The 20,591-nt window shown below is 72.7% G+C and carries 16 protein-coding genes; 13 read left to right on the plus strand and 3 right to left on the minus strand.

Annotated features, from left to right (window positions below; all coding sequences use genetic code 11):
- Window positions 1–457 precede the first annotated feature (457 nt).
- From K7472_RS23310 to K7472_RS23330, 5 genes are all read left to right on the plus strand, one after another.
- On the plus strand, window positions 458–2,611 hold the full coding sequence (locus K7472_RS23310) for an MMPL family transporter (protein ID WP_222980483.1): 2,154 nt from the start codon (window positions 458–460) through the stop codon (window positions 2,609–2,611).
- Between the two features lie 146 nt (window positions 2,612–2,757).
- A complete protein-coding gene (locus K7472_RS23315) occupies window positions 2,758–3,768 on the plus strand; it encodes an inositol-3-phosphate synthase (protein ID WP_222980484.1) in 1,011 nt (336 codons plus the stop codon).
- A gap of 199 nt (window positions 3,769–3,967) precedes the next feature.
- A complete protein-coding gene (locus K7472_RS23320) occupies window positions 3,968–4,843 on the plus strand; it encodes a LysR family transcriptional regulator (protein ID WP_222980485.1) in 876 nt (291 codons plus the stop codon).
- Window positions 4,844–5,011: 168 nt separating this feature from the next.
- The gene (locus K7472_RS23325) at window positions 5,012–5,854 is read left to right on the plus strand and encodes a MurR/RpiR family transcriptional regulator (RefSeq protein WP_222980486.1); all 843 of its coding nucleotides are present in this window, start codon (window positions 5,012–5,014) and stop codon (window positions 5,852–5,854) included.
- A 164-nt stretch (window positions 5,855–6,018) separates the two neighbouring features.
- Window positions 6,019–6,591, plus strand: coding sequence for a hypothetical protein (locus K7472_RS23330; protein ID WP_222980543.1), 573 nt, complete (start codon window positions 6,019–6,021; stop codon window positions 6,589–6,591).
- A gap of 22 nt (window positions 6,592–6,613) precedes the next feature.
- Here the strand turns inward: K7472_RS23330 and K7472_RS23335 are convergent, their stop codons facing one another.
- Window positions 6,614–8,068: a type III PLP-dependent enzyme domain-containing protein gene (locus K7472_RS23335; RefSeq protein ID WP_222980487.1), complete on the minus strand. Its 1,455-nt coding sequence runs from the start codon at window positions 8,066–8,068 to the stop codon at window positions 6,614–6,616.
- 267 nt (window positions 8,069–8,335) lie between these two features.
- Between K7472_RS23335 and hutU the strand changes: the two genes are divergently transcribed.
- The 4 genes from hutU (at window position 8,336) to hutI (ending at window position 13,936) form a co-directional block, all read left to right on the plus strand.
- Window positions 8,336–10,033, plus strand: a complete 1,698-nt coding sequence (gene hutU, locus K7472_RS23340; protein ID WP_222980488.1) for a urocanate hydratase — start codon at window positions 8,336–8,338, stop codon at window positions 10,031–10,033.
- A 65-nt stretch (window positions 10,034–10,098) separates the two neighbouring features.
- Window positions 10,099–11,301 carry an allantoate amidohydrolase gene (locus K7472_RS23345; protein WP_222980544.1) on the plus strand — a complete coding sequence of 401 codons (1,203 nt, stop codon included), beginning with the start codon at window positions 10,099–10,101 and terminating at the stop codon, window positions 11,299–11,301.
- Window positions 11,298–12,647, plus strand: a complete 1,350-nt coding sequence (locus K7472_RS23350; protein WP_252396115.1) for a formimidoylglutamate deiminase — start codon at window positions 11,298–11,300, stop codon at window positions 12,645–12,647. Before K7472_RS23345 ends, K7472_RS23350 begins: the two co-directional genes overlap by 4 nt.
- A gap of 80 nt (window positions 12,648–12,727) precedes the next feature.
- Window positions 12,728–13,936, plus strand: coding sequence for an imidazolonepropionase (gene hutI, locus K7472_RS23355; RefSeq protein ID WP_222980545.1), 1,209 nt, complete (start codon window positions 12,728–12,730; stop codon window positions 13,934–13,936).
- 371 nt (window positions 13,937–14,307) lie between these two features.
- On the opposite strand, the gene K7472_RS23360 is transcribed toward hutI, so the two are convergent.
- Window positions 14,308–15,162: an RNA polymerase sigma factor SigF gene (locus tag K7472_RS23360; protein WP_222980546.1), complete on the minus strand. Its 855-nt coding sequence runs from the start codon at window positions 15,160–15,162 to the stop codon at window positions 14,308–14,310.
- A 309-nt stretch (window positions 15,163–15,471) separates the two neighbouring features.
- Between K7472_RS23360 and K7472_RS23365 the strand changes: the two genes are divergently transcribed.
- The gene (locus tag K7472_RS23365; RefSeq protein WP_222980490.1) at window positions 15,472–15,840 is read left to right on the plus strand and encodes an STAS domain-containing protein; all 369 of its coding nucleotides are present in this window, start codon (window positions 15,472–15,474) and stop codon (window positions 15,838–15,840) included.
- Window positions 15,841–15,989: 149 nt separating this feature from the next.
- Entirely contained in the window at window positions 15,990–16,484 is a 495-nt protein-coding gene (locus tag K7472_RS23370; RefSeq protein ID WP_222980491.1) for an ATP-binding protein, read from the plus strand.
- A 251-nt stretch (window positions 16,485–16,735) separates the two neighbouring features.
- Here the strand turns inward: K7472_RS23370 and K7472_RS23375 are convergent, their stop codons facing one another.
- On the minus strand, window positions 16,736–18,241 hold the full coding sequence (locus tag K7472_RS23375; protein WP_222980492.1) for a peptide MFS transporter: 1,506 nt from the start codon (window positions 18,239–18,241) through the stop codon (window positions 16,736–16,738).
- Window positions 18,242–18,607: 366 nt separating this feature from the next.
- Between K7472_RS23375 and K7472_RS23380 the strand changes: the two genes are divergently transcribed.
- On the plus strand, window positions 18,608–19,279 hold the full coding sequence (locus K7472_RS23380; protein ID WP_222980493.1) for a response regulator transcription factor: 672 nt from the start codon (window positions 18,608–18,610) through the stop codon (window positions 19,277–19,279).
- A 14-nt stretch (window positions 19,280–19,293) separates the two neighbouring features.
- A complete protein-coding gene (locus K7472_RS23385) occupies window positions 19,294–20,586 on the plus strand; it encodes a sensor histidine kinase (RefSeq protein ID WP_222980494.1) in 1,293 nt (430 codons plus the stop codon).
- Window positions 20,587–20,591 lie beyond the last annotated feature (5 nt).

Genomic DNA, 20,591 nt, shown 5'->3' on the forward strand with positions numbered 1-20,591 from the left:
GCCCGGCCAGGGCTGCCGCCGCAGCTCCACGCCCCAGGCCGGACCGCTGCCGCCGCCGCTCCACGACCCGGGCCGGACCTCCGCCCCTACCGCCGCTACCGCCGCTCCACGACGCAGGCCGTCAAGATCCGCTGCCGCCGCTCTGGTCCCCCTGCTGCCCTCGTGGTAGACGCCGGGCCCGGATCTCGTCCCCGAGGCGGATGCCGTACGACGGCTGAATCCCGTAGAACATAAGCGGCGAAATCCGGCGAACAGTCGATCTCGTCAGGTGACGCAGGCGGAGGAATCCGGACGAACGGGGGTCCATGGAATCAACTTGCCGGTCGGCAATTAAGCTTTCTACGATGCACGCGCAAGCCCATTAGTCGGCCGGTAGCTGATCCGGTCGGCGTCGCCGATGCCCGGGTTCCCGCTCCAAGGGTGGCGGTGATTTGTCCTGCCTGGAGGCAGCACCGGAATGTTCCACCGCATAGGACGCACCGTCGTCCGCCATCCCATATGGACCATCGTGGCGTGGGTGATAGCCGCCGTCGCGATCGTCGCCACCGCACCGAGCCTGCCGTCCAACAGTGACGAGTCGAGCTTCCTGCCCAAGAGCTACGAGTCGATCCAGGCGGCCGACCTCCAGCAGAAGGCGTTCCCCAGCGCCTTCACGCCGTCCGCCATCGTCCTGTACCAGCGCACCGACGGCCAGAAGCTGACGCCCGCTGACCTCAAGGACGCGGCGCGGGTCACCGCGCAGCTCGGCGGCGCGCACATCGACCAGGTCCAGAAGGTCGTCCCCGGCCCGCCGTCCAAGGACGGCAAGTACGACATGGGCCTGGTCCAGATGGACAGCAAGAACGCGGGCCAGCCGGTGCAGAACACCGCGGCCCAGAAGCTGCGCGACGACGTCAAGAAGTTCACCGCCGGGACCCATCTGAACGCCAAGGTCGGCGGGTCCGCCGCGCAGGCGCTCGACCAGCAGGACTCCTCCAAGCGCGGCCAGGCGCTCATCGGCGTCGGCACCTTCGTGATCATCCTGGTCACGCTGCTGATCATCTTCCGGGCGCCACTCCTCGCGATCCTGCCACTGATCCTCATCGGCGTGGTCGCGGGCGTCGCCAACGGACTGATCGCCTACGCCACCAAGCTGTTCGGCCTCCAGGCCAACAGTTCGGTCTCCTCGATCCTGATCGTGGTGCTCTTCGGCGTCGGAACGGACTACTTCCTGTTCCTGATGTTCCGATATCGCGAACGGCTGCGGGCCGGTGACGAGCCCAAGGAGGCGATGGTCAACGCGGTCGGCCGGGTCGGCGAGGCGATCGCCTCGGCCGCGGGCGCCGTCGTCATCGCCTTCCTCGCGCTGACCCTGTCCACCCTGGGCTTCCTCAAGCAGATGGGCCCGGCGCTCGCCATCGCGGTGGCCGCGACGCTCATCGCGGGCCTGACGCTGATCCCCGCGGTCGTCTCGCTGATCGGCCCACGGATCTTCTGGCCGTCGAAGTCCTGGCAGAACGAGCCGGACAACGCGCGGTTCGCCGCGCTCGGCCGCACCGTCAAGCGCCGTCCGGCGCTGGCCGCCGCGGTCTCCGGCGTGATCATGGTCGCGCTGGCGATGGGCACCCTCGGCTTCAAGGCCACCTTCGACCTGGCCGCGGGCTCGATGCCCAAGACCAAGGAGTCGATGGTCGTCCAGACCGAGATGCAGAACGCCTACTCGGCGGGCGCCGCCGAGCCGACTTCCGTCTACCTCACCAGCACCGACGGCAAGCCGCTCGACAAGGCCGAGCTGCCCTCGTACGCCACCAGGCTCAGCGGTGTCGACGGGGTGGCCAGTGCCAAGCTCGCCGCGCTCAACCCGCAGGGCACGACCGCCGACTTCACGGTCACGCTCAAGTACGACGCGGCCAGCGACAAGGCGCTCAGCACGGTCGGCGACGTGCGCACCGTCGCCCACGCCGACGCGCCCACCGGGACCAAGGCGCTGGTCGGCGGCATGTCCGCGATCTACTCGGACATCAACAAGGCGGTCGACCACGACTACAAGACGGTCTTCCCGGTCGCCGCACTGCTGATCATGGTGATCCTGGGACTGCTGCTGCGCAGCGTGGTCGCGCCCTGGTACCTGATGGCGTCCGTGGGCCTCGGCTTCGGCGCCACCCTCGGCTCGACGGTGCTCCTCTTCCAGAAGGCGCAGGGGCATTCGGGCCTGATGTTCATGCTGCCGGTGATCATGTACCTCTTCGTGGTCGCCATCGGCACGGACTACAACATCCTGATGATCGCCCGGCTGCGCGAGGAGGCCCGCGAGGGCCGCGAGCCGCGCGAGGCCGCCAGCATGGCGCTGCGGCACGCCGGTCCGACGGTGGCGGCGGCCGGGTTCATCCTGGCGGCGACCTTCGCCACCATGATGCTCGCCGGCAACTCGATGCTGACCGAGATGGGCTTCGCGGTCTCCTTCGGCATCATCGTGGCCGCGTTCGTGATGGCGATGTTCTTCACGCCGTCGCTGACCGCGCTCATCGGGCACGCCGCCTGGTGGCCGGGCCACGCCGACCGCGGCGAGTCCTCCCACGAGGTCTCCGGCGGCCGGTCGCCGGAGCGGGAGCTGAACCGGTCGAGCAGGTGACGGCCGGCTAGCGGGCGGGAAATAACCCTCCGCGTCCGGCAGTTGGCCGGAAGGACAACGGAGGACGAGCGGTGGCCAGGGGCCGACCGCGCGGTGCGAACCGTGCGGCCGGCCCCTCGTCGTACCGCCCGACGGGAGGAACACCGATGACGGAACGCACCGGCCGGATCACGGTGGGCGTGGTGGGCGTGGGCAACTGCGTCGCGTCGCTCGTGCAGGGCGTGGAGTTCTACGCGGACGCGCCCGACGACGCCCCGGGGCTGACCCGCCCGGTGTGCGCCGGGTACGCGGTCGCGGACGTCGCCTTCACCGCCGCGTTCGACGTGGACGCGGGCAAGATCGGCAAGGACCTGTCCGAGGCCGTCTGGGCGGAGCCGAACAACGCCTCGCGCTTCGCCGACGTGCCGCACCTCGGTGTGCCGGTCGACGACGGGGTGCTGGCGGACGGCGTGGGAGCGGGCACCGCGCCGCACATCGAGACCTCCGGCCACGCCTCGGTGGAGGACGTGGCGCGGCGGCTGACCGAGACGGGCACCCGGGTGCTGGTCAACTTCCTTCCCACCGGCAGCCAGTCGGCGACCGAGGCGTACGCGCAGGCCGCGCTGCGCGCCGGGTGCGCCTTCGTCAACTGCATGCCCGCACGCGTCGCCCGCGAGCCGCGGTGGGCGCGGGCCTTCGCGGACGCGGGGCTGCCGCTGATCGGGGACGACCTGAAGAGCCAGTTCGGTTCGACGCTGGTGCACCACGCGCTGCTGGACGCGCTCGCCGCGGGCGGCGTACGGCTGCGCGACACCTACCAGTTGAACAACGGCGGCAACATGGACTTCCTCAACCTGCGCGACCCGGAGCGGATGCGGAGCAAGAAGGAGACCAAGGCGCGGGGGATGGGCGCGGGCGCCGGGGCGCCGCGGGTGCACGTGGGCGCCGAGTACGTGCCGTTCCTCGCGGACCGCAAGGTGGCCTACATCCGGGTCGAGGCCGAGGCGTTCGGCGGGACGCCGGTCGAGATCGACCTGCGGATGTGCGTCGAGGACTCGCCCAGCGCCGCGGGCAACGTCCTGGACGCCGTGCGGTACGCGCAGGCCGCGCTGGACGCCGGGCACGGCGGGGTGCTGGCGGAGGCGTCGGCGGCGCTGATGAAGGCGCCGACGGACTGAGGCGTCGCGTCGATGGGCTGAGGCGTGCGCGAACGCGCGCGGGCGGCCTGACGCGTCGTGGGTCCGCGGCCGTCGCGTACGCGAGGTGCCCGTAGGCCGCCCGCCCTTTCTCCCCCGTGGACAGGGCAGGCGACCCGGGGATCCCATCGTCGCCGGGGGGTGAGACGTGATCAAGTGCGATCCTCTGTACGATCGGTAAGTGCCGCTTACCGAACTCGGGGAGCTGGAGGCGTTCCTCGCCCTGTCGGAGGAACTCCACTTCGCCCGCGCCGCCGAACGGCTCGGGCTCTCCCGGCCCCGGGTCAGCCAGCTCATCCAGTCGCTGGAACGCCGCGTCGGCGGGCGGCTGTTCGACCGCACCAGCCGCCGGGTCGCGCTCACCCCCTCCGGACGGTTCCTGCTGGACCGGGTCAAGCCGAGCTTCGAGGGCGTACGCCGGGCGATCGAGGAGACCCGGGCGTACGCGCGGGAGCTGCGCATCGGGTTCCTCGGGCCGTTCCTCGGCGCGGTGGACGCGGCGGTCACCGCCTTCCGCGCGACCCATCCGGGGTGGCCGGTCAGCATGACCGAGACCCGCTGGGGCGACTACTTCGGTCCGCTGCGCCGCGCCGAGGTGGACCTGCTGGTGAGCATCTGGCCGGTGCGCGAGCTGGACCTGACGACCGGGCCGGTGATCGCCGAGTACCCCCGGGTGCTGGCCGTCGCCGCCGACCACCCGCTGGCGCGGCGGGAGTCGGTGGACGCCGACGAGCTGTCCGCGTACACGATGGTCGAGCTGCCCCGGGCGACGCCGTCCGAGGTGCGGGAGGGCTTCCTGCCGCCGAGCACGCCGGACGGGCGGCCCATCGCGCGCGGCGGGGAGGTCAAGACGCAGCACGAGATGCTCAGCCGGGTCGCCACCAGCCGCGAGGTGTGCCCCACGTCCACCGCGCTGATGGAGGCCTACCGGCACCCGGGCGTGCGGTTCCTGCCGCTCACCGGTCTGCCGCCCGCCCGGGCCGTGGTGAGCTGGCGCACGGCCGGGGAGAGCGCCGGGATCCTGGAATTCGTCGCGTCGCTGCCGTCCCTGCCCTAGTCTCGTCAGCCCGCGGTGGCACCGTCGCCCCGCGCGAGGCGGTCGCGGAATCCGCGGCCGGGCCGACGTCCGCCATGCGGAAGGCGTCTGGCCTGTATGTATGGCGTCATGCACAATCGTGGGACGCTGAATGGGAACCCAGCAGCGGGGCCAGGCCAGGAGGGCGCGATGGCGACACAGGACGGTGGAGCCGCCCGCTTGATGCAGCTCTTCGACGGGCACCGGCTGACCCCGACCCAGCGCCGTATCGCGCACTGCCTGGTGCGCCGGGCGGCCGACGCGCCGTTCCTGTCCAGCGTGGAGGTCGCGGAGCTGGCCGGGGTCAGCCAGCCGTCGGTGACCCGGTTCGCGGTGGCGCTGGGCTTCGACGGCTATCCGGCGCTCCGCCGCCACCTGCGCGAGGTCGCCCCGGCACCGCAGGCGCCGCGCGAGGAGACCTACAACGAGTACCAGCAGGCGGTGCACGCGGAGATCGACAACCTCCAGCAGCTCGCCGTGCTCCTCGCCGACCCCGAGCCGGTGGTGCGCGCCGGGCGGCTGATGGCCGCCTCCCGGCCGCTGCCGGTGCTGGGACTGCGGGCCGCCGGGCCGCAGGCGGGCGGCTTCGCGTACTTCGCCGCCAAGGTCCACCCCGACGTGCGGCTGCTGGACGAGAGCGGCTCGATGCTCGCCGACCGGCTGGACGCCGCCGCCCGGGCCGGGGCGAGCGCGCTGCTGTGCTTCGCGCTGCCCCGGCACCCGCGCGAGGTGGTCGAGGCGCTGGAGTACGCCAAGGGCCTCGGGCTCACCGTCGTCACCGTCGCCGACAGCTCGTTCGCGCCGGTCGCGAAGTTCTCCGACGTGCTGATCCCGGCCGCGGTCGGCGCCGGGCTGATGTTCGACACGGCGTGCGCGCCGATGATGCTGGGCCGGGTGCTGCTGGAGTCGATGTGCGACGACCTGCCCGACGCCCAGGCGCGTCTGGAGGAGTTCGACGCGCGGGCGACGGCGCGGGGACTGTTCGTCGACTAGGGCCTCGGCCCGCCGAGCAACGGGCGGTTCCTCTACGGCCGGCCGGCCCGGGGCAGCCGTCGGACCGAACCGTTTCCCCATGTACGTCTAACAGAATTTTGAGGTTCGCTGAGTAGCCTCCGAGGCGTCATCTTGTCGAAGCGTGGCGGAGGAGGACGGTCGTGGTGGGGCGCGGGGCGTATGCGCTGGCTCGGGTCGCGGTGATGGTACGGACGGCCGCGCGGTGGCTGTGGTGGACCGGAGTGCTCGCCGCGGTCGGCGGCGTCTTCGTGCCGGGGTTCACCGGGCGGCGGATCGGACTGCTCGCCGGGGCGGCCGCCTTCCTGATCGCCGCCGTCGTCACGTTCGCCGTCCGCGCCGGGCGCTACACCGCGCTGGCCGACGCCTCCACCAAGGCCGCGAAGGCGGTCGTCCTCCAGGACCGCGGGGTCACCGCGCGGCTGTGGATCCGGCGGTGGCGCTGGTGGCTGCTGCTCGCCCTGCTGGTGGCGGTCGGCTCCTCGGTGGCGCTGCCCGCCGCGGGCGGCCTGCTGATGGCCGGGGCCGGTGCCGGGCTGTGGGCGAAGTCGGTACGGATCGGCCGCTGGGAGCGAGCGCACGAGGCGCTGCTGTGGGTGCGCCCGGAGTGGACGCGCCGCGGGCCCGCGGGCAAGGCCGTGAAGTCGTACCTGCGGACCGGACCGGTCGCGGGGGACGCCCGCCCCGGCGGCGCCCGCCGCAGGCTCGCGCCCGCCTGAGCCGCGCCGACCCGGCGGCGGTTCACCGCAGTCCGGCCAGCCCCTCGGCGTGGGCGGCGCCGCTCTCCGCCGCGACCTCGGCGGCCGTCTGCCGTTCCCTTACGGTGACGAACCGCACCGAGCCGTCGTCCGCCACCAGGTAGCCGTGGACGGCCGGGCGGGGCAGCGCGTTGTAGTGGAAGTGCGTGGAGAAGTAGTACGCGCCGGTGTCGGGCAGCGCGATCAGGTCGCCCTCGTCCAGCGGTGGCAACTCCCGCGCCCGGGCCAGCACGTCACCCGCGAAGCAGCACGGCCCGGCCACGTCCTGCGGCACCGGGTCGCCCCGCTTGGGCCGCCCTTCGGGGCCGAGCGCCAGCACCCGCAGCGGCCAGGCGTCCGGCGCGAAGACGGTACGGGTCGCCACCTGCGCGCCCGCGTGCGTGACCGCGATCCGGCGGCCGCCCGCGCTCTTCGCGTACTCGACGCGGGCCAGGATCGTGCCGTGCTTGGCCAGCAGCGAGCGGCCGAACTCGGTGACGATGCCGTAGCGGCCGTCGAACAGCCCCGGGACCTCGCCGCGCAGCAGGTCCGCGTACTCCTGATAGGTGGGCGTGACCTCGTCGGACGCGAAGTTGACCGGCAGGCCGCCGCCGATGTCGAGGGTGCCGACCTGACGGCGGCCGACGGTGTCGTTGATCCGCTCCGCCAGCTCGTACGCCACCCGCACGCCTTCCGCCATCAGCTTCAGCGGGCAGCCCTGCGAGCCGACGTGGGCGTGCAGCCGGGTCAGCCACGGCCGGGCGGCGAACGCGGCCACCACGCGCTCCTCGGCACCCGGATCCCGCAGCGCCACGCCGAACTTGGAGGTGGCGGTCGCCGTGCTCATCGCGTCGATCGCGCCGCCGCCCACCTGTGGGTTGACGCGCAGTCCGACCGGTGACGCGGACGGGCGCTCGGCCAGGAGCGCGTCCAGCCGGGTCAGCTCCTCCTCGTTGTCGGCGTTGACCGCGATGCCCAGGTCGAGCGCCTCGCGCAGTTCGGCGCGGGTCTTGGCGGGGGAGTCCAGCACGGTGCGTTCCGCGGGCACCCCGGCGGCGCGGGCCAGCGCGAGTTCGCCGGGGCTGGCGACCTCGCAGCCGATCCCCTCGTCGTCCAGCAGCCGCAGCACCGGCACCAGCGAGGCGGCCTTGACCGCGAAGGTGTGGGTCACCGGCACGTCGGGGGTGGCGAAGGCGTCGCGCAGCGCGCGGGCGCTGTCGCGGACACCGGTGACGTCGATCAGTCCGGCCACCGGCTGCTCGTCGTCCAGCAGCCCCGCCGCGACCGCGGCCCGCAGCGCGAGCGCCCGGCGCCCGGCGGCGTCGAGGCCGGTGACGTCGAGGCCGTCGGCGTCGAGTCCGTCGGTGTCGAGGCCGGTCGCGTCGCGGCCGGAGCCGGAAGGCGGGGCGGCGTGGTCGTGCGGGTGCCCGATGGCGTCGCCCGAGGCGTCGTGACCCATACATCCACTTCACCACGCGCCCGCGCGCCCGCGCACGCCGTGGCGGGTGACCCGCGCCCCCGCCCGCACCTGCGGCACCCTGGAAAGACGGGACGCAACGCGCCGAAAACCCCGCGCCGACGCGACGGAACCCGCCACGCGATCCGCGCGCCCGCGCGGCGGAAACTCGGCGCACACAACCTGTTGACTAACTCTATTCAGCCGGACAGTATGTGAATGGCTCGATCCAAGCAGGGTCGGGCGACGACCCGCGAGGAGGCGACCCGCATGTCCGCATCGGCGGCGGCACGACCCGCAGCGCAGCCCGGTCCCCGCCCGGTCCGGGCACCCCGGGGCAACCGGCTGAGCGCGCCCGGCTGGCAGCAGGAGGCCGCGCTGCGGATGCTCCAGAACAACCTCGACCCCGAGGTCGCCGAGCACCCGGACAAGCTCGTCGTCTACGGCGGCACCGGCAAGGCCGCCCGCGACTGGCGCTCCTTCGAGGCGATGGTCCGTACGCTGGAGGGCCTGAAGCAGGACGAGACGATGCTCGTCCAGTCCGGCCGCCCGGTCGGCGTGATGCAGACCCACGAGTGGGCGCCGCGCGTGCTGATCGCCAACTCCAACCTGGTCGGCGACTGGGCGAACTGGGAGGAGTTCCGGCGCCTGGAGCAGCTCGGCCTGACCATGTACGGCCAGATGACCGCCGGCTCGTGGATCTACATCGGCACCCAGGGCATCCTCCAGGGCACCTACGAGACCTTCTCGGCCGTCGCCGCGAAGAAGTTCAACGGCACCCTCGCCGGGACCATCACCCTCACCGCGGGCCTCGGCGGCATGGGCGGCGCCCAGCCGCTCGCCGTGACCATGAACGACGGCGTCGCCATCTGCATCGACTGCGACCCGCGCGCCATCGACCGCCGCATCGAGCACCGCTACCTGGACGTCAAGGCCGACTCCCTCGACCACGCGCTGGAGCTGGCGGTCAAGGCCCGCGACGAGCGCAAGGCGCTGTCCATCGGCCTGCTCGGCAACGCCGCGGACCTGCTGCCCAAGATGCTCGCCATGGGCGCCCCGGTCGACATCGTCACCGACCAGACCTCCGCGCACGACCCGCTCGCCTACCTGCCGACCGGTGTCGCGTTCGAGGACATGGCCGCGTACGCCACGGACAAGCCCGCCGACTTCACCCAGCGGGCCCGCGAATCGATGGCCCGCCACGTCGAGGCGATGGTCGGCTTCAAGGACGCGGGCGCCGAGGTCTTCGACTACGGCAATTCGATCCGGGGCGAGGCCCAACTCGCCGGGTACACCCGGGCGTTCGACTTCCCCGGCTTCGTGCCCGCCTACATCAGGCCGCTGTTCTGCGAGGGCAAGGGCCCGTTCCGCTGGGCGGCGCTGTCCGGCGACCCGAAGGACATCGCGGCCACCGACCGCGCGATCCTCGATCTGTTCCCGGAGAACGAGTCGCTGGCCCGCTGGATCAAGATGGCCGGTGAGCGCGTCCACTTCCAGGGCCTGCCCGCCCGCATCTGCTGGCTCGGCTACGGCGAGCGCGACAAGGCCGGCGAGCGGTTCAACGACATGGTCGCCTCCGGCGAACTGTCCGCGCCGATCGTCATCGGCCGCGACCACCTCGACTGCGGTTCGGTCGCCTCGCCGTACCGGGAGACCGAGGCGATGCTCGACGGCTCCGACGCGATCGCCGACTGGCCGCTGCTGAACGCCATGGTCAACGTCGCCTCCGGCGCCTCCTGGGTCTCCATCCACCACGGCGGCGGCGTCGGCATGGGCCGCTCGATCCACGCCGGTCAGGTCACCGTCGCCGACGGCACGCCGCTGGCGGGCGAGAAGATCCGCCGGGTGCTCACCAACGACCCCGGCATGGGCGTCATCCGGCACGTGGACGCGGGCTACGACCGCGCCGACGAGGTCGCCGCCGAGCGCGGGGTGCGCGTCCCGATGCGCGAGGGTGGGACCGCGTGACCCACGACGCGGCCGGACGGACGGCGGCGCGCACCGCGCCGCCGTCCTCCGGGACCTTCCACAGCCTGTGGAACGACCTGCTCCCGATAGGCCGGGACGCCGGCTCGCACGGCTACCGGCGCTACGCCTGGACCGGCGCCGACGCCGACTGCCGCGAGTGGTTCAAGGCGCAGGCCACCACGCGCGGCCTGGCCTACGAGGTCGACCGCAACGGCAACCAGTGGGCCTGGCTGGGCGACCCGGCCGCCGGTGACGCCGTGGTCACCGGCTCCCACCTCGACTCGGTCCCCGACGGCGGCGCCTTCGACGGGCCGCTGGGCGTGGTGTCCTCGCTCGCCGCGCTCGACGAACTGCGCGCCCGCGGCGCCGAGTTCACCCGGCCGCTCGCGATCACCAACTTCGGCGACGAGGAAGGCGCCCGCTTCGGCCTGGCCTGCGTCGGCTCGCGGCTGACGGCGGGGCAGCTGACCGCCGCCAAGGCCCGCGAACTGCGCGATGCCGACGGCATCACCCTCGCGCACGCCATGGAACGCGCCGGGTACGACCCGGAGGCGATCGGCGCCGACCCCGAACGCCTCGCCCGCATCGGCGCGTTCGTCGAACTCCACGTCGAGCAGGGCCGCGCCCTGGACATCAGCGGCGACCCGGTCGGCGTCGCCTCCGCGATCTGGCCGCACGGCCGCTGGCGCTTCGACTTCCGCGGCGAGGCCAACCACGCGGGCACCACCCGCCTGGAGGACCGCCGCGACCCCATGCTCACCTACGCCGACACCGTGCTCGCCGCCCGCGAACAGGCCCGACTGGCAGGCGCGTTGGCCACCTTCGGCAAGGTCGCCGTCGAGCCCAACGGCGTCAACGCCATCCCGTCGCTGGTACGCGGCTGGCTGGACTCCCGCGCCGCCGACGAGGCCACCCTCGCCCGGGTCGTCGCAGGCGTGGAGCGCGCCGCCCGCGACAGCGGCGAGCGCTCCGGCATCGGCGTCGACGTCACCCGTGAGTCCTTCACCCCCGTCGTGGAGTTCGAACACGGGCTGCGCGACCGGCTCGCCGGGCTCCTCGCCGACGACGACGGCCGCCCCGCGCCCGTCCTGCCGACCGGCGCGGGACACGACGCGGGCATCCTGTCCGCCGCCATCCCGACCGCCATGCTGTTCGTGCGCAACCCCACCGGCATCTCGCACTCCCCGGCGGAGGCCGCCGACGAGGACGACTGCCTCGCCGGGGTCACCGCGCTCGCCGACGTACTGGAGGGCCTGGCGTGTCGCTGACGGCACCGACCTACTGGGCGCAACACGCCTGGCTCGGCGACCGCGCCGAGCCGGGCACGCTGATCGAGACCGCCGCGGACGGCACGATCGCCGCCGTCCGCACCGGCGTCACCGCCCCGCCGCCCGGCGCCGTCACCCTGCGCGGCCTGACCCTGCCGGGCCTGGCCAACGCCCACAGCCACGCCTTCCACCGCGCCCTTCGCGGCACCGTGCAGCGCGACCGCGGCACCTTCTGGACCTGGCGCGAGACGATGTACGAGGTGGCCGGCCGGCTCACCCCGGACAGCTACTTCGCCCTGGCCCGCGCCGTCTACGCCGAGATGGCGCTCGCCGGGATCACCTGCGTCGGCGAGTTCCACTACCTGCACCACCAGAGCGGCGGCACGCCCTACGCCGACCCCAACGCCATGGGGGAGGCGCTGATCGCCGCCGCGGCCGAAGCCGGCATCCGCATCACCCTCCTCGACACCGCCTACCTGCACGGCGGCCTGACCTCCGACGGCCACCGCCCGCTGGAGGGGCCGCAACTGCGCTTCGGCGACGGCTCGGCCGACGCCTGGTACGAACGCTGGCGCGCGCTCAAGGGCGGCGGGCACGCCAGGATCGGCGCGGCGCTGCACTCGGTGCGCGCCTTCTCCGAGGCCGACGGCTACGGGGAGTTCGCCCGCTGGACCGAGGGCGTGCCCACCCACATCCACCTGTCCGAGCAGCCCGCCGAGAACGAGGCGTGCCTCGCCGTCCACGGGCGCACCCCGACCCGGCTGCTGGCCGACCACGGCTTCTGGCGGCCCACCACCTCCGCCGTGCACGCCACCCACCTCACCGACGAGGACATCGCGCTGCTGGGCGCGGCGTCCACGACCGTGTGCATGTGCCCCACCACCGAACGGGACCTGGCCGACGGCATCGGCCCGGCCGTCCGACTCGCCGAGGCGGGCTGCCCGTTGAGCCTGGGCAGCGACAGCCACGCGGTCATCGACCTGCTGGAGGAGGCCCGCGCGATGGAGCTGGACGAGCGGCTGCGCACCCAGGTGCGCGGGCACTGGAGCGCCGCGCGGCTGCTCGACGCCGCGACCGGCGACGGCCACGCCTCGCTCGGCTGGCCCGAGGCGGGACGTCTCGCCCCCGGTGCGCTCGCCGACTTCAGCACCGTGGCGCTGGACACGGTGCGCACGGCGGGACCGCCCGCGCGGCTGGCGGGCGAGACCGCGGTATTCGCGGCGACCGGGGCCGACATCCGGCACACCGTGGTGGGCGGCCGCCACGTGGTCCGCGACGGGCGGCACCTGCTGGTGCCGGACGTGCCCGCGGCCCTGGCGGACGCCATCGGCGCGCTGCACGGCTGATGCCCAGCAGAGACGGCAAGCTGACGCCCGCCGGGAACGGCAAGCTGACGGTCATCAGGAACGGCAAGGAGAGCAGGACGATGACGCCCACGCCGAGGAGCGCGCCCACCGGCGCCACGACGACGGCCATCACCCACATCGGAAGCCTGGTCACCAACGATCCCTCCCTCGGTCAGGGGCCTCTCGGCCTGATCCAGGACGCGGCCGTCGTGATCGAGGGCGACCGCGTCGTCTGGGTCGGTACGTCCAGTAGAGCACCGGCCACTGACAGTCACGTCGACGCCGAGGGCCGGGCGGTGATCCCCGGCTTCGTCGACTCCCACTCGCACCTGGTCTTCGCGGGCGACCGCACCGCCGAGTTCAACGCCCGCATGGAGGGCCGGGCGTACAGCGCGGGCGGCATCCGTACGACGGTCGCCGCGACCCGCGAGGCCTCCGACGCCGAACTCGACGGCAACGTCGCCCGCTACGTCGCCGAGGCGCTGCGCCAGGGCACCACGACCATCGAGACCAAGTCCGGCTACGGGCTCACCACGGACGACGAGGAGCGCGCGCTGCGCATCGCCGCCCGCCACACCGAGGAGGTCACCTTCCTCGGGGCGCACATCGTCGCGCCGGAGTACGCGGACGACCCCGCGAAGTACGTCGAGCTGGTGACCGGTCCCATGCTGGACGCGTGCGCGCCGCACGCCCGCTGGGTCGACGTGTTCTGCGAGCGCGGGGCGTTCGACGGCGACCAGGCCCGCGCGATCCTGACCGCCGGCGCGCGGCGCGGCCTGACCCCGCGCGTCCACGCCAACCAGCTGGGCACGGGACCCGGCGTCCAGCTCGCCGTGGAACTCCAGGCGGCCTCCGCCGACCACTGCACCCACCTGACCGACGCCGACGTGGACGCCCTCGCGGCGAGCGGCGGCCGGACGGTGGCGACGCTGCTGCCCGGCGCGGAGTTCTCCACCCGGGCGACCTGGCCGGACGCCCGCCGCCTGCTGGACGCGGGCGTGGTCGTGGCGCTGTCCACCGACTGCAACCCGGGGTCGTCGTTCACCAGCTCCATGCCGTTCTGCGTGGCGCTGGCCGTGCGGGACATGGGCATGACACCCAACGAGGCGCTGTGGGCCGCCACGGCGGGCGGCGCGCGGGCGCTGCGCAGGTCGGACGTCGGCGGGATCGCGGTCGGCATGCGGGCGGACCTGGTCCTGCTGGACGCGCCCTCGCACGTGCACCTGGCGTACCGCCCGGGCGTCCCGCTGGTCAGGGCGGTCTGGCGCAAGGGCGCCCGAGCCCTCTAGCGTCCCTGGGGACCGCCAAGCCACGACGGAGGGGGGCCGGGCGCGCTCACGGGAGCGCCCGGCCAGGGGCAGGAACGCGGGACCGCCGCGGACGCGCGGACCCGGCTTCGGGCTCGCTCTCGGCGTGCTGGGCCGACCGCCCGGCCCCGCCTTCGGCGGCATTTCCCCGGGCAGATCCTTGTCGGAGACAACGAGCTGACAAGTATTCGCCGGACCAAGGACCCCGGGCCGACAGGCGAGCCCGCTCGCCGGGACCCCCTGACATGAACGCGCGGGCGCGTGCTCACGCAGAGGCGGAGGGCGTCAGGGCCGCATCACCACCCCTGGCGTCCTCCGCCGTCACCACGGCGCGCCCCGCGCGGGGGCGGGCCTCAGCTCTCCGTGAGCAGCCCCCTGCGCAGCCGCGTCAGCGTCCGCGACAGCAGACGGGAGACGTGCATCTGGGAGATGCCCAGTTCCTCGCCGATCTCCGACTGGGTCAGGTTGCCCACGAACCGCAGCGACAGGATCTGGCGGTCCCGCGCCGGAAGGCTCGCGATCAGCGGCTTGAGGGACTCGACGTACTCGATGCCCTCGAGACCGTGGTCCTCGTAGCCGATCCGGTCGGCGAGCGCGCCCTCGGAGTCGTCCTCCTCCGGCTGCGCGTCCAGCGAGCTGGCGGTGTACGCGTTGCTGGCGGCCATGCCCTCGACGACCTCTTCGCGGGTCAGGTCGAGGCGGTCGGCGAGCTCCGCGACGGTCGGCGAGCGGTCCAGCTTCTGCGCCAGCTCGTCACCGGCCTTGGCCAGGTCCAGCCGCAGTTCCTGCAGGCGGCGCGGCACCCGCACCGACCAGGAGGTGTCACGGAAGAAGCGCTTGATCTCGCCGATGATCGTCGGCATGGCGAACGTGGGGAACTCCACCCCACGGCTCAGCTCGAACCGGTCGATCGCCTTGATCAGGCCGATCGTGCCGACCTGGATGATGTCCTCCATGGGTTCGCTGCGCGAGCGGAAGCGCGCGGCCGCGAACTTCACCAGGGCGAGGTTCAGCTCGACCAGGGTGTTGCGTACGTAGGAGTACTCGGGCGTGCCCTCTTCGAGGGTCTCCAGGCGGCTGAAGAGCGTCTTGGACAGGGCCCTGGCGTCCACCGGTCCCACCTCGTCGAACGGTGGGATGTCCGGCAGGTCCGCCAGGCCCTCCAGATCCGCGGGGTCTTCCGTTTGCGCGTCGAGCCGGGGTGTCATGATCTCCTCCCTCGGGCTGACGTCGGGCACCACTGCCATCGTCCCACCATGGCAGTCGCCATCGCCGAACACATGATCACGCACTCTGCTGCGCGGCGCCTCCGGGCCAGCCGTTCACGGACATCTCGTTACCAGGCCTACCCGTTTTCCCCCGCGGGCCGCAAGTTCGGCGTGAAGGAGTTGCGGAGGTCGTGACCGGTGTCACGTGCCGCCGAGGCCCGGAAGAGGCCTTGTCGGACCGCGACTACCGCCCGGTCCGACGACGGCGTAGGGTTCAGTGGCGCAACCGAGCAACCAGGAGGAACGCGCATGGACCGCGGGATGGTCGGCACGACCGGCCGGGACCGTCTGACGGTGGCCGTGCGGCGGGAAGGCCGGTCCGCGATCTTCACGCCTGTCGGTGAGCTTGATCACCACACGGCGGAGCTGTTGCGGGAGCCGATGGAGAGCAGCGTGGAGGACGGGTACGCCAAGCTCGTCGTCGACTGCTCCCAGCTGGAGTTCTGCGACTCGACCGGACTGAACGTGCTGCTCGGGGCCCGCCTGAAGGCGGAGGCCGAGGGGGGCGGGGTGCACCTTGCCGGGCTGCTGCCCACGGTCGCCCGTGTGTTCGAGATCACGGGGGCCGAAGCCGTCTTCACCCTGCACGAGACTCTGGCCGACGCGTTGAACGAGTGACGACGACCCGCCGGGGGGCGGGCCGCCGCGGGGCTGACGACCGCCGCCCCGGCTCCCCTGATCGGCTCGCAGGAATCCATGGGTGTCGCCCGTGTTCCCTCGGGCAGGAGACTCCTCGAACTGTCGGACATCGGTGAGGTGAAGCGCTGATGAGCACCACTCGGCCTGTCATGCCGGGCGACCGTGGGCCGGACCACGGCGACCCCGGCGAACCGGCTGAGCCCGCGACCGGGCACCAGACGCGTCATCTCACGCTCACCGACGCCAGCGGCGTCGTACCGCTGGCTCGTGACTTCACCCGGCAGGCGCTGTACGACTGGGGCTGGCTTCCGGCCTCCTCCGCCGACCGCAAGGCGTCCGCGGAGGACATCCTGCTGGTCGTCTCCGAGCTGGTCACCAACGCCTGCCTGCACGGCGGCGGCCCCGACGAGCTGCGGCTGCACCAGGCGCCCCGGCTGCTGCGCCTGGAGGTGCGCGACGGCAGCGAGGGCGATCCCGCGCCGCGTACCCCGCATCAGGCCGGACGGCCCGGGGGGCACGGCATGTTCATCGTGCAGCGGCTCTGCCTGGACTGGGGGGTCGTACGGGCCTCCGACGGCCGCGAGGGCAAGACGGTGTGGGCCGAGCTGGCCTGGCCGGGCTGAGCCTGTTCTCCGTACACGCCGGGCTGAGCCCGTTCTCCGTACATCGCTGAGTCGCTTCCCGGCAGGGAGCGCAGCCGCGTGAGGCCGATCCGGGCCTGACGCGGCTTTTCGCCGTGCGGGGCCGCCCACTTTTCGCCGTCCGGGCCGCCCACGGCGACGCGAAGGGCCCGGTGCCGCCCACGGCAAGGCGAAAGGGCCCGGTGCCGCCGAAGCGGCACCGGGCCCTTTCCCGCGTTGTCCACGCGGGTCCGTCAGTGGACGTCACCCATGAGGCTGATGACGCGCTTGCGGTAGAAGAGGAACGCGATACCGGCCAGCGCCACCACGGCGCCCTGGATCGCGAAGCTCGCCTCCGACAGGAACGCGTTGCCCGCGACCAGCTGGATGATCGCCGCGGTGCAGTCGCCCGCGGTGACCGCGAGGAACCACAGACCCATCATCTGGCCCGCGTACTTCTCCGGCGCCAGCTTGGTGGTGACCGACAGGCCGACCGGCGACAGGCTCAGCTCGGCGACGGTCTGGATCAGGTAGACCACGGCCAGCCACAGCGGGGTGACCTTGGTGTCGCCGGTCGCCGCGGCCTGCGCCAGCATCATCACGCCGAAGGACAGGCCGATGCCGATCAGGCCGTAGGCGAACTTCACCGTGGTGCTCGGGTTGCGGTCCTTCAGCTTCACCCACAGCATCGCGACGAACGGGGCGAGCGCCATGATGTAGAGCGGGTTGAGCGACTGGAACCAGCTGCTCGGGAAGCCGAAGCCCCACAGCGTGCCCGCGGTGTTGTTCTGCGCGAAGACCGTCAGGGTCGAACCGGACTGGTCGTAGATCATCCAGAACACCGCGGCCGCGATGAAGAACCAGATGTAGCCGGTGACCTTGGACTTCTCGTCCGCGGTGATGTCCCGGTCGCGGCGGATCTTCACGAAGTAGTACGCGGGCAGGGCCAGGCCGGCCAGCGACAGCGGCCACAGCGCCCAGTTGATCGTGAAGTGGCCGGTGGCGGTCACGACGCCGTAGAAGGCGACCGCGAGGACCAGCCAGAACATGGCCTTCTTCATCAGCTTGGCGCGCTCGGCGGCACCCAGCGGGGTCGGGACCTCGTTGCTCTTGGGCGCCAGGTGACGGGTGCCCAGCAGGTACTGGGCGAGGCCCAGCGCCATGCCGACGCCCGCGAGGGCGAAGCCGAGGTGCCAGTTGACCTTCTGGCCGACCGTGCCGATGACCAGCGGGGCGGCGAAGGCACCGAGGTTGATGCCCATGTAGAAGATCGTGAACGCGCCGTCCCGGCGCGAGTCGTTGCGGTCCGGGTAGAGGTGGCCGACCATCGTGGAGATGTTGGCCTTCAGCAGACCCGAGCCGACCGCGATGAAGACCAGGCCGACGAAGAACGAGGCCTCGAACGGCACGGCCAGCAGGAAGTGGCCGGTCATGATGATCGCGCCGGCCACGGCCACCGTCTTGCGGGGACCCCACAGCCGGTCGGCGATCCAGCCGCCGGGCATGGCCAGCAGGTAGACCGTCGCGTTGTAGACCGAGTAGATCGCCGCGCCGGTGGCCGCCTTGAAGGCGAGACCACCCTGGGCGGTCGGGGCGACCAGGTAGAGCACGAGCAGGGCGCGCATGCCGTAGAAGCTGAAGCGCTCCCACATCTCGGTCATGAAGAGGGTGGCCAGTCCGCGGGGGTGGCCGAAGAAGGTCTTGCCGCCGGAAACAGGGGTCACCTGCTGGGCGGCGTCCTTCGTCAGGCTGGACGCCATGGTCGATCCTTGCGTTCCTGGGACGCGCGAAGAGCGGCGCGCGCCCGGGTGAGGGGTCGGCCCCCGCGCGTCGTCACGCGGTGGGCTCGGCCGGCAGCACTCCCCGCGCCGGACTGGTCGCGCCAGTTTCCGGCTACAGAAAGACCCTCGGCACCTCGTGTTCGGCCAAGGGTCACTTTGGTCGTGCTGCGGACGTCTCCTCACGGTAGGGCACAACTCGCGAAGATCGCACCGATTTGAGATGCACGTCACAGGGAGTGTTCGTAGGCCTATGGTGCCACCTCTGGCGACACACTCTGTCACCGTGATCCTTTGAGCCCCTGCCCGCGGCCCCCCGGGCCATGCCGTGCGGACTACCATCAGCCCATGACCCGAGTACTGCTCGCCGAGGACGACGCGTCCATCTCGGAACCGCTGGCCCGCGCGCTGCGCCGCGAAGGCTACGAGGTCGAGGTGCGCGAGGACGGTCCCACGGCGCTGGAGGCCGGCCTGCAGGGCGCGGTGGATCTGCTCGTGCTCGATCTCGGACTGCCCGGCATGGACGGTCTCGAGGTGTGCCGCAGGCTGCGCACGGAGGGCCACGGCTTCCCGGTGCTCGTGCTCACCGCCCGCGCCGACGAGGTGGACACGGTGGTCGGCCTGGACGCCGGAGCCGACGACTACGTGACCAAGCCGTTCCGGCTCGCCGAGCTGCTGGCCCGGGTGCGGGCCCTGCTGCGGCGCGGCACCACCGAGGCGCAGCCCGCCACCCAGGGCGTGCGGATCGACGTGGAGTCGCACCGGGCCTGGATCGGCGACGACGAACTCTCCCTCACCGCCAAGGAGTTCGACCTGCTGCGGGTGCTGGTGCGGGACGCGGGGCGGGTCGTCACGCGTGACCAGTTGATGCGCGAGGTGTGGGACACCACGTGGTGGTCGTCCACCAAGACGCTCGACATGCACATCTCCTGGCTGCGCAAGAAGCTCGGCGACGACGCCGGCAACCCCCGCTACATCTCCACCGTCCGCGGCGTGGGTTTCCGCTTCGAGAAGAACTGAGCCGCTGACCCGCGATGCGCCGCCGACTGATCAACTCCACGCTCGCCGTGGTGCTCGTGGTGATCGCCGTCTTCGGTATCTCCCTGGTCATCGTGGAGAGCCGGACGATCGAGAGCAGTGCCAGGGAGTCGGTCCAGTCGGACGCCGTCCAGCTGGTCGGTGTGGTGGAGAACCGCATCGCGGCGGGCGAGAAGGTCTCTCCCGCGGCCCTGGCCCGGCAGATCGACTCCGACCGGTACGCGGTCGTCCGGGTGCCGGGGCAGGCGCCGATCACCCTGGGCAGTCCGCCCAAGGGCGAGGTCATCCAGGCCCACGACACGGGGGCGCACGGCGAGAGCGCCGCCGTCGAGGAGTCACGCTCCGTGGTCAGTCGCGCGGTGGGCCGGACACTCCTGGTGATCCTGGCCGTGGCGCTGCTGGCCGTCGCCGCCGCCGTGGTGCTCGCGGTGCAGCAGGCGAGGCGGCTGGTGGCGCCGCTGGTCGACCTCGCGGAGACCGCCGAGCGGCTGGGCTCCGGTGACCCCAGGCCCCGGCACCGCCGCTACGGGGTGCCCGAGCTGGACCGGGTCGCGGACGTGCTGGACTCCAGCGCCGAGCGGATCGCCAAGATGCTCACGGCCGAACGCAGGCTGGCCGCCGACGCCTCCCACCAGCTGCGCACGCCGCTGACGGCGCTGTCGATGCGGCTGGAGGAGATCATCGCCACCGACGACCACCGCACGGTCAAGGACGAGGCGACGATCGCGCTGGGCCAGGTCGAGCGGCTCACGGACGTGGTGCAGCGGCTGCTGACCAACTCGCGCGACCCGCGGTCCGGCTCGGCGGTCGCCTTCGACCTGGACGAGGTCATCAAGCAGCAGATGCAGGAGTGGCGGCCCGCCTACCGGGGCGAGGGGCGGCTGCTGTCGCGCTCGGGCACCCGCGGGCTGCGCGCGGTCGGCACCCCGGGCGCGGTCGCCCAGGTCCTTGCCACCCTCATCGAGAACGCGTTGATGCACGGCTCGGGCGCGGTCAGCATCCACACGCGGGTCACCGGCAACCAGGCGGTCGCCGAGGTGACCGACGAGGGCCAGGGCGTCCCGCCCGACCTGGGCTCCCGGGTCTTCGAGCGCACCGTCAGCGGGCGCAACTCCACCGGCCTCGGCCTCGCGGTCGCCCGCGACCTGGCGGAGGCGGACGGCGGCCGTCTGGAGCTGCTCCAGCAGCGCCCCCCGGTCTTCGCCCTGTTCCTGGCCCGGGAGGGCGCCGAGCGGACCCAGGACGGCCGAAGGGGCCCCGATGACGACGGGACCCCTTCGGTGCGCTGACGGCG

Origin of the sequence: Streptantibioticus parmotrematis (genome assembly GCF_019890615.1) — a bacterium.
Taxonomy (GTDB): domain Bacteria; phylum Actinomycetota; class Actinomycetes; order Streptomycetales; family Streptomycetaceae; genus Streptantibioticus_D; species Streptantibioticus_D parmotrematis.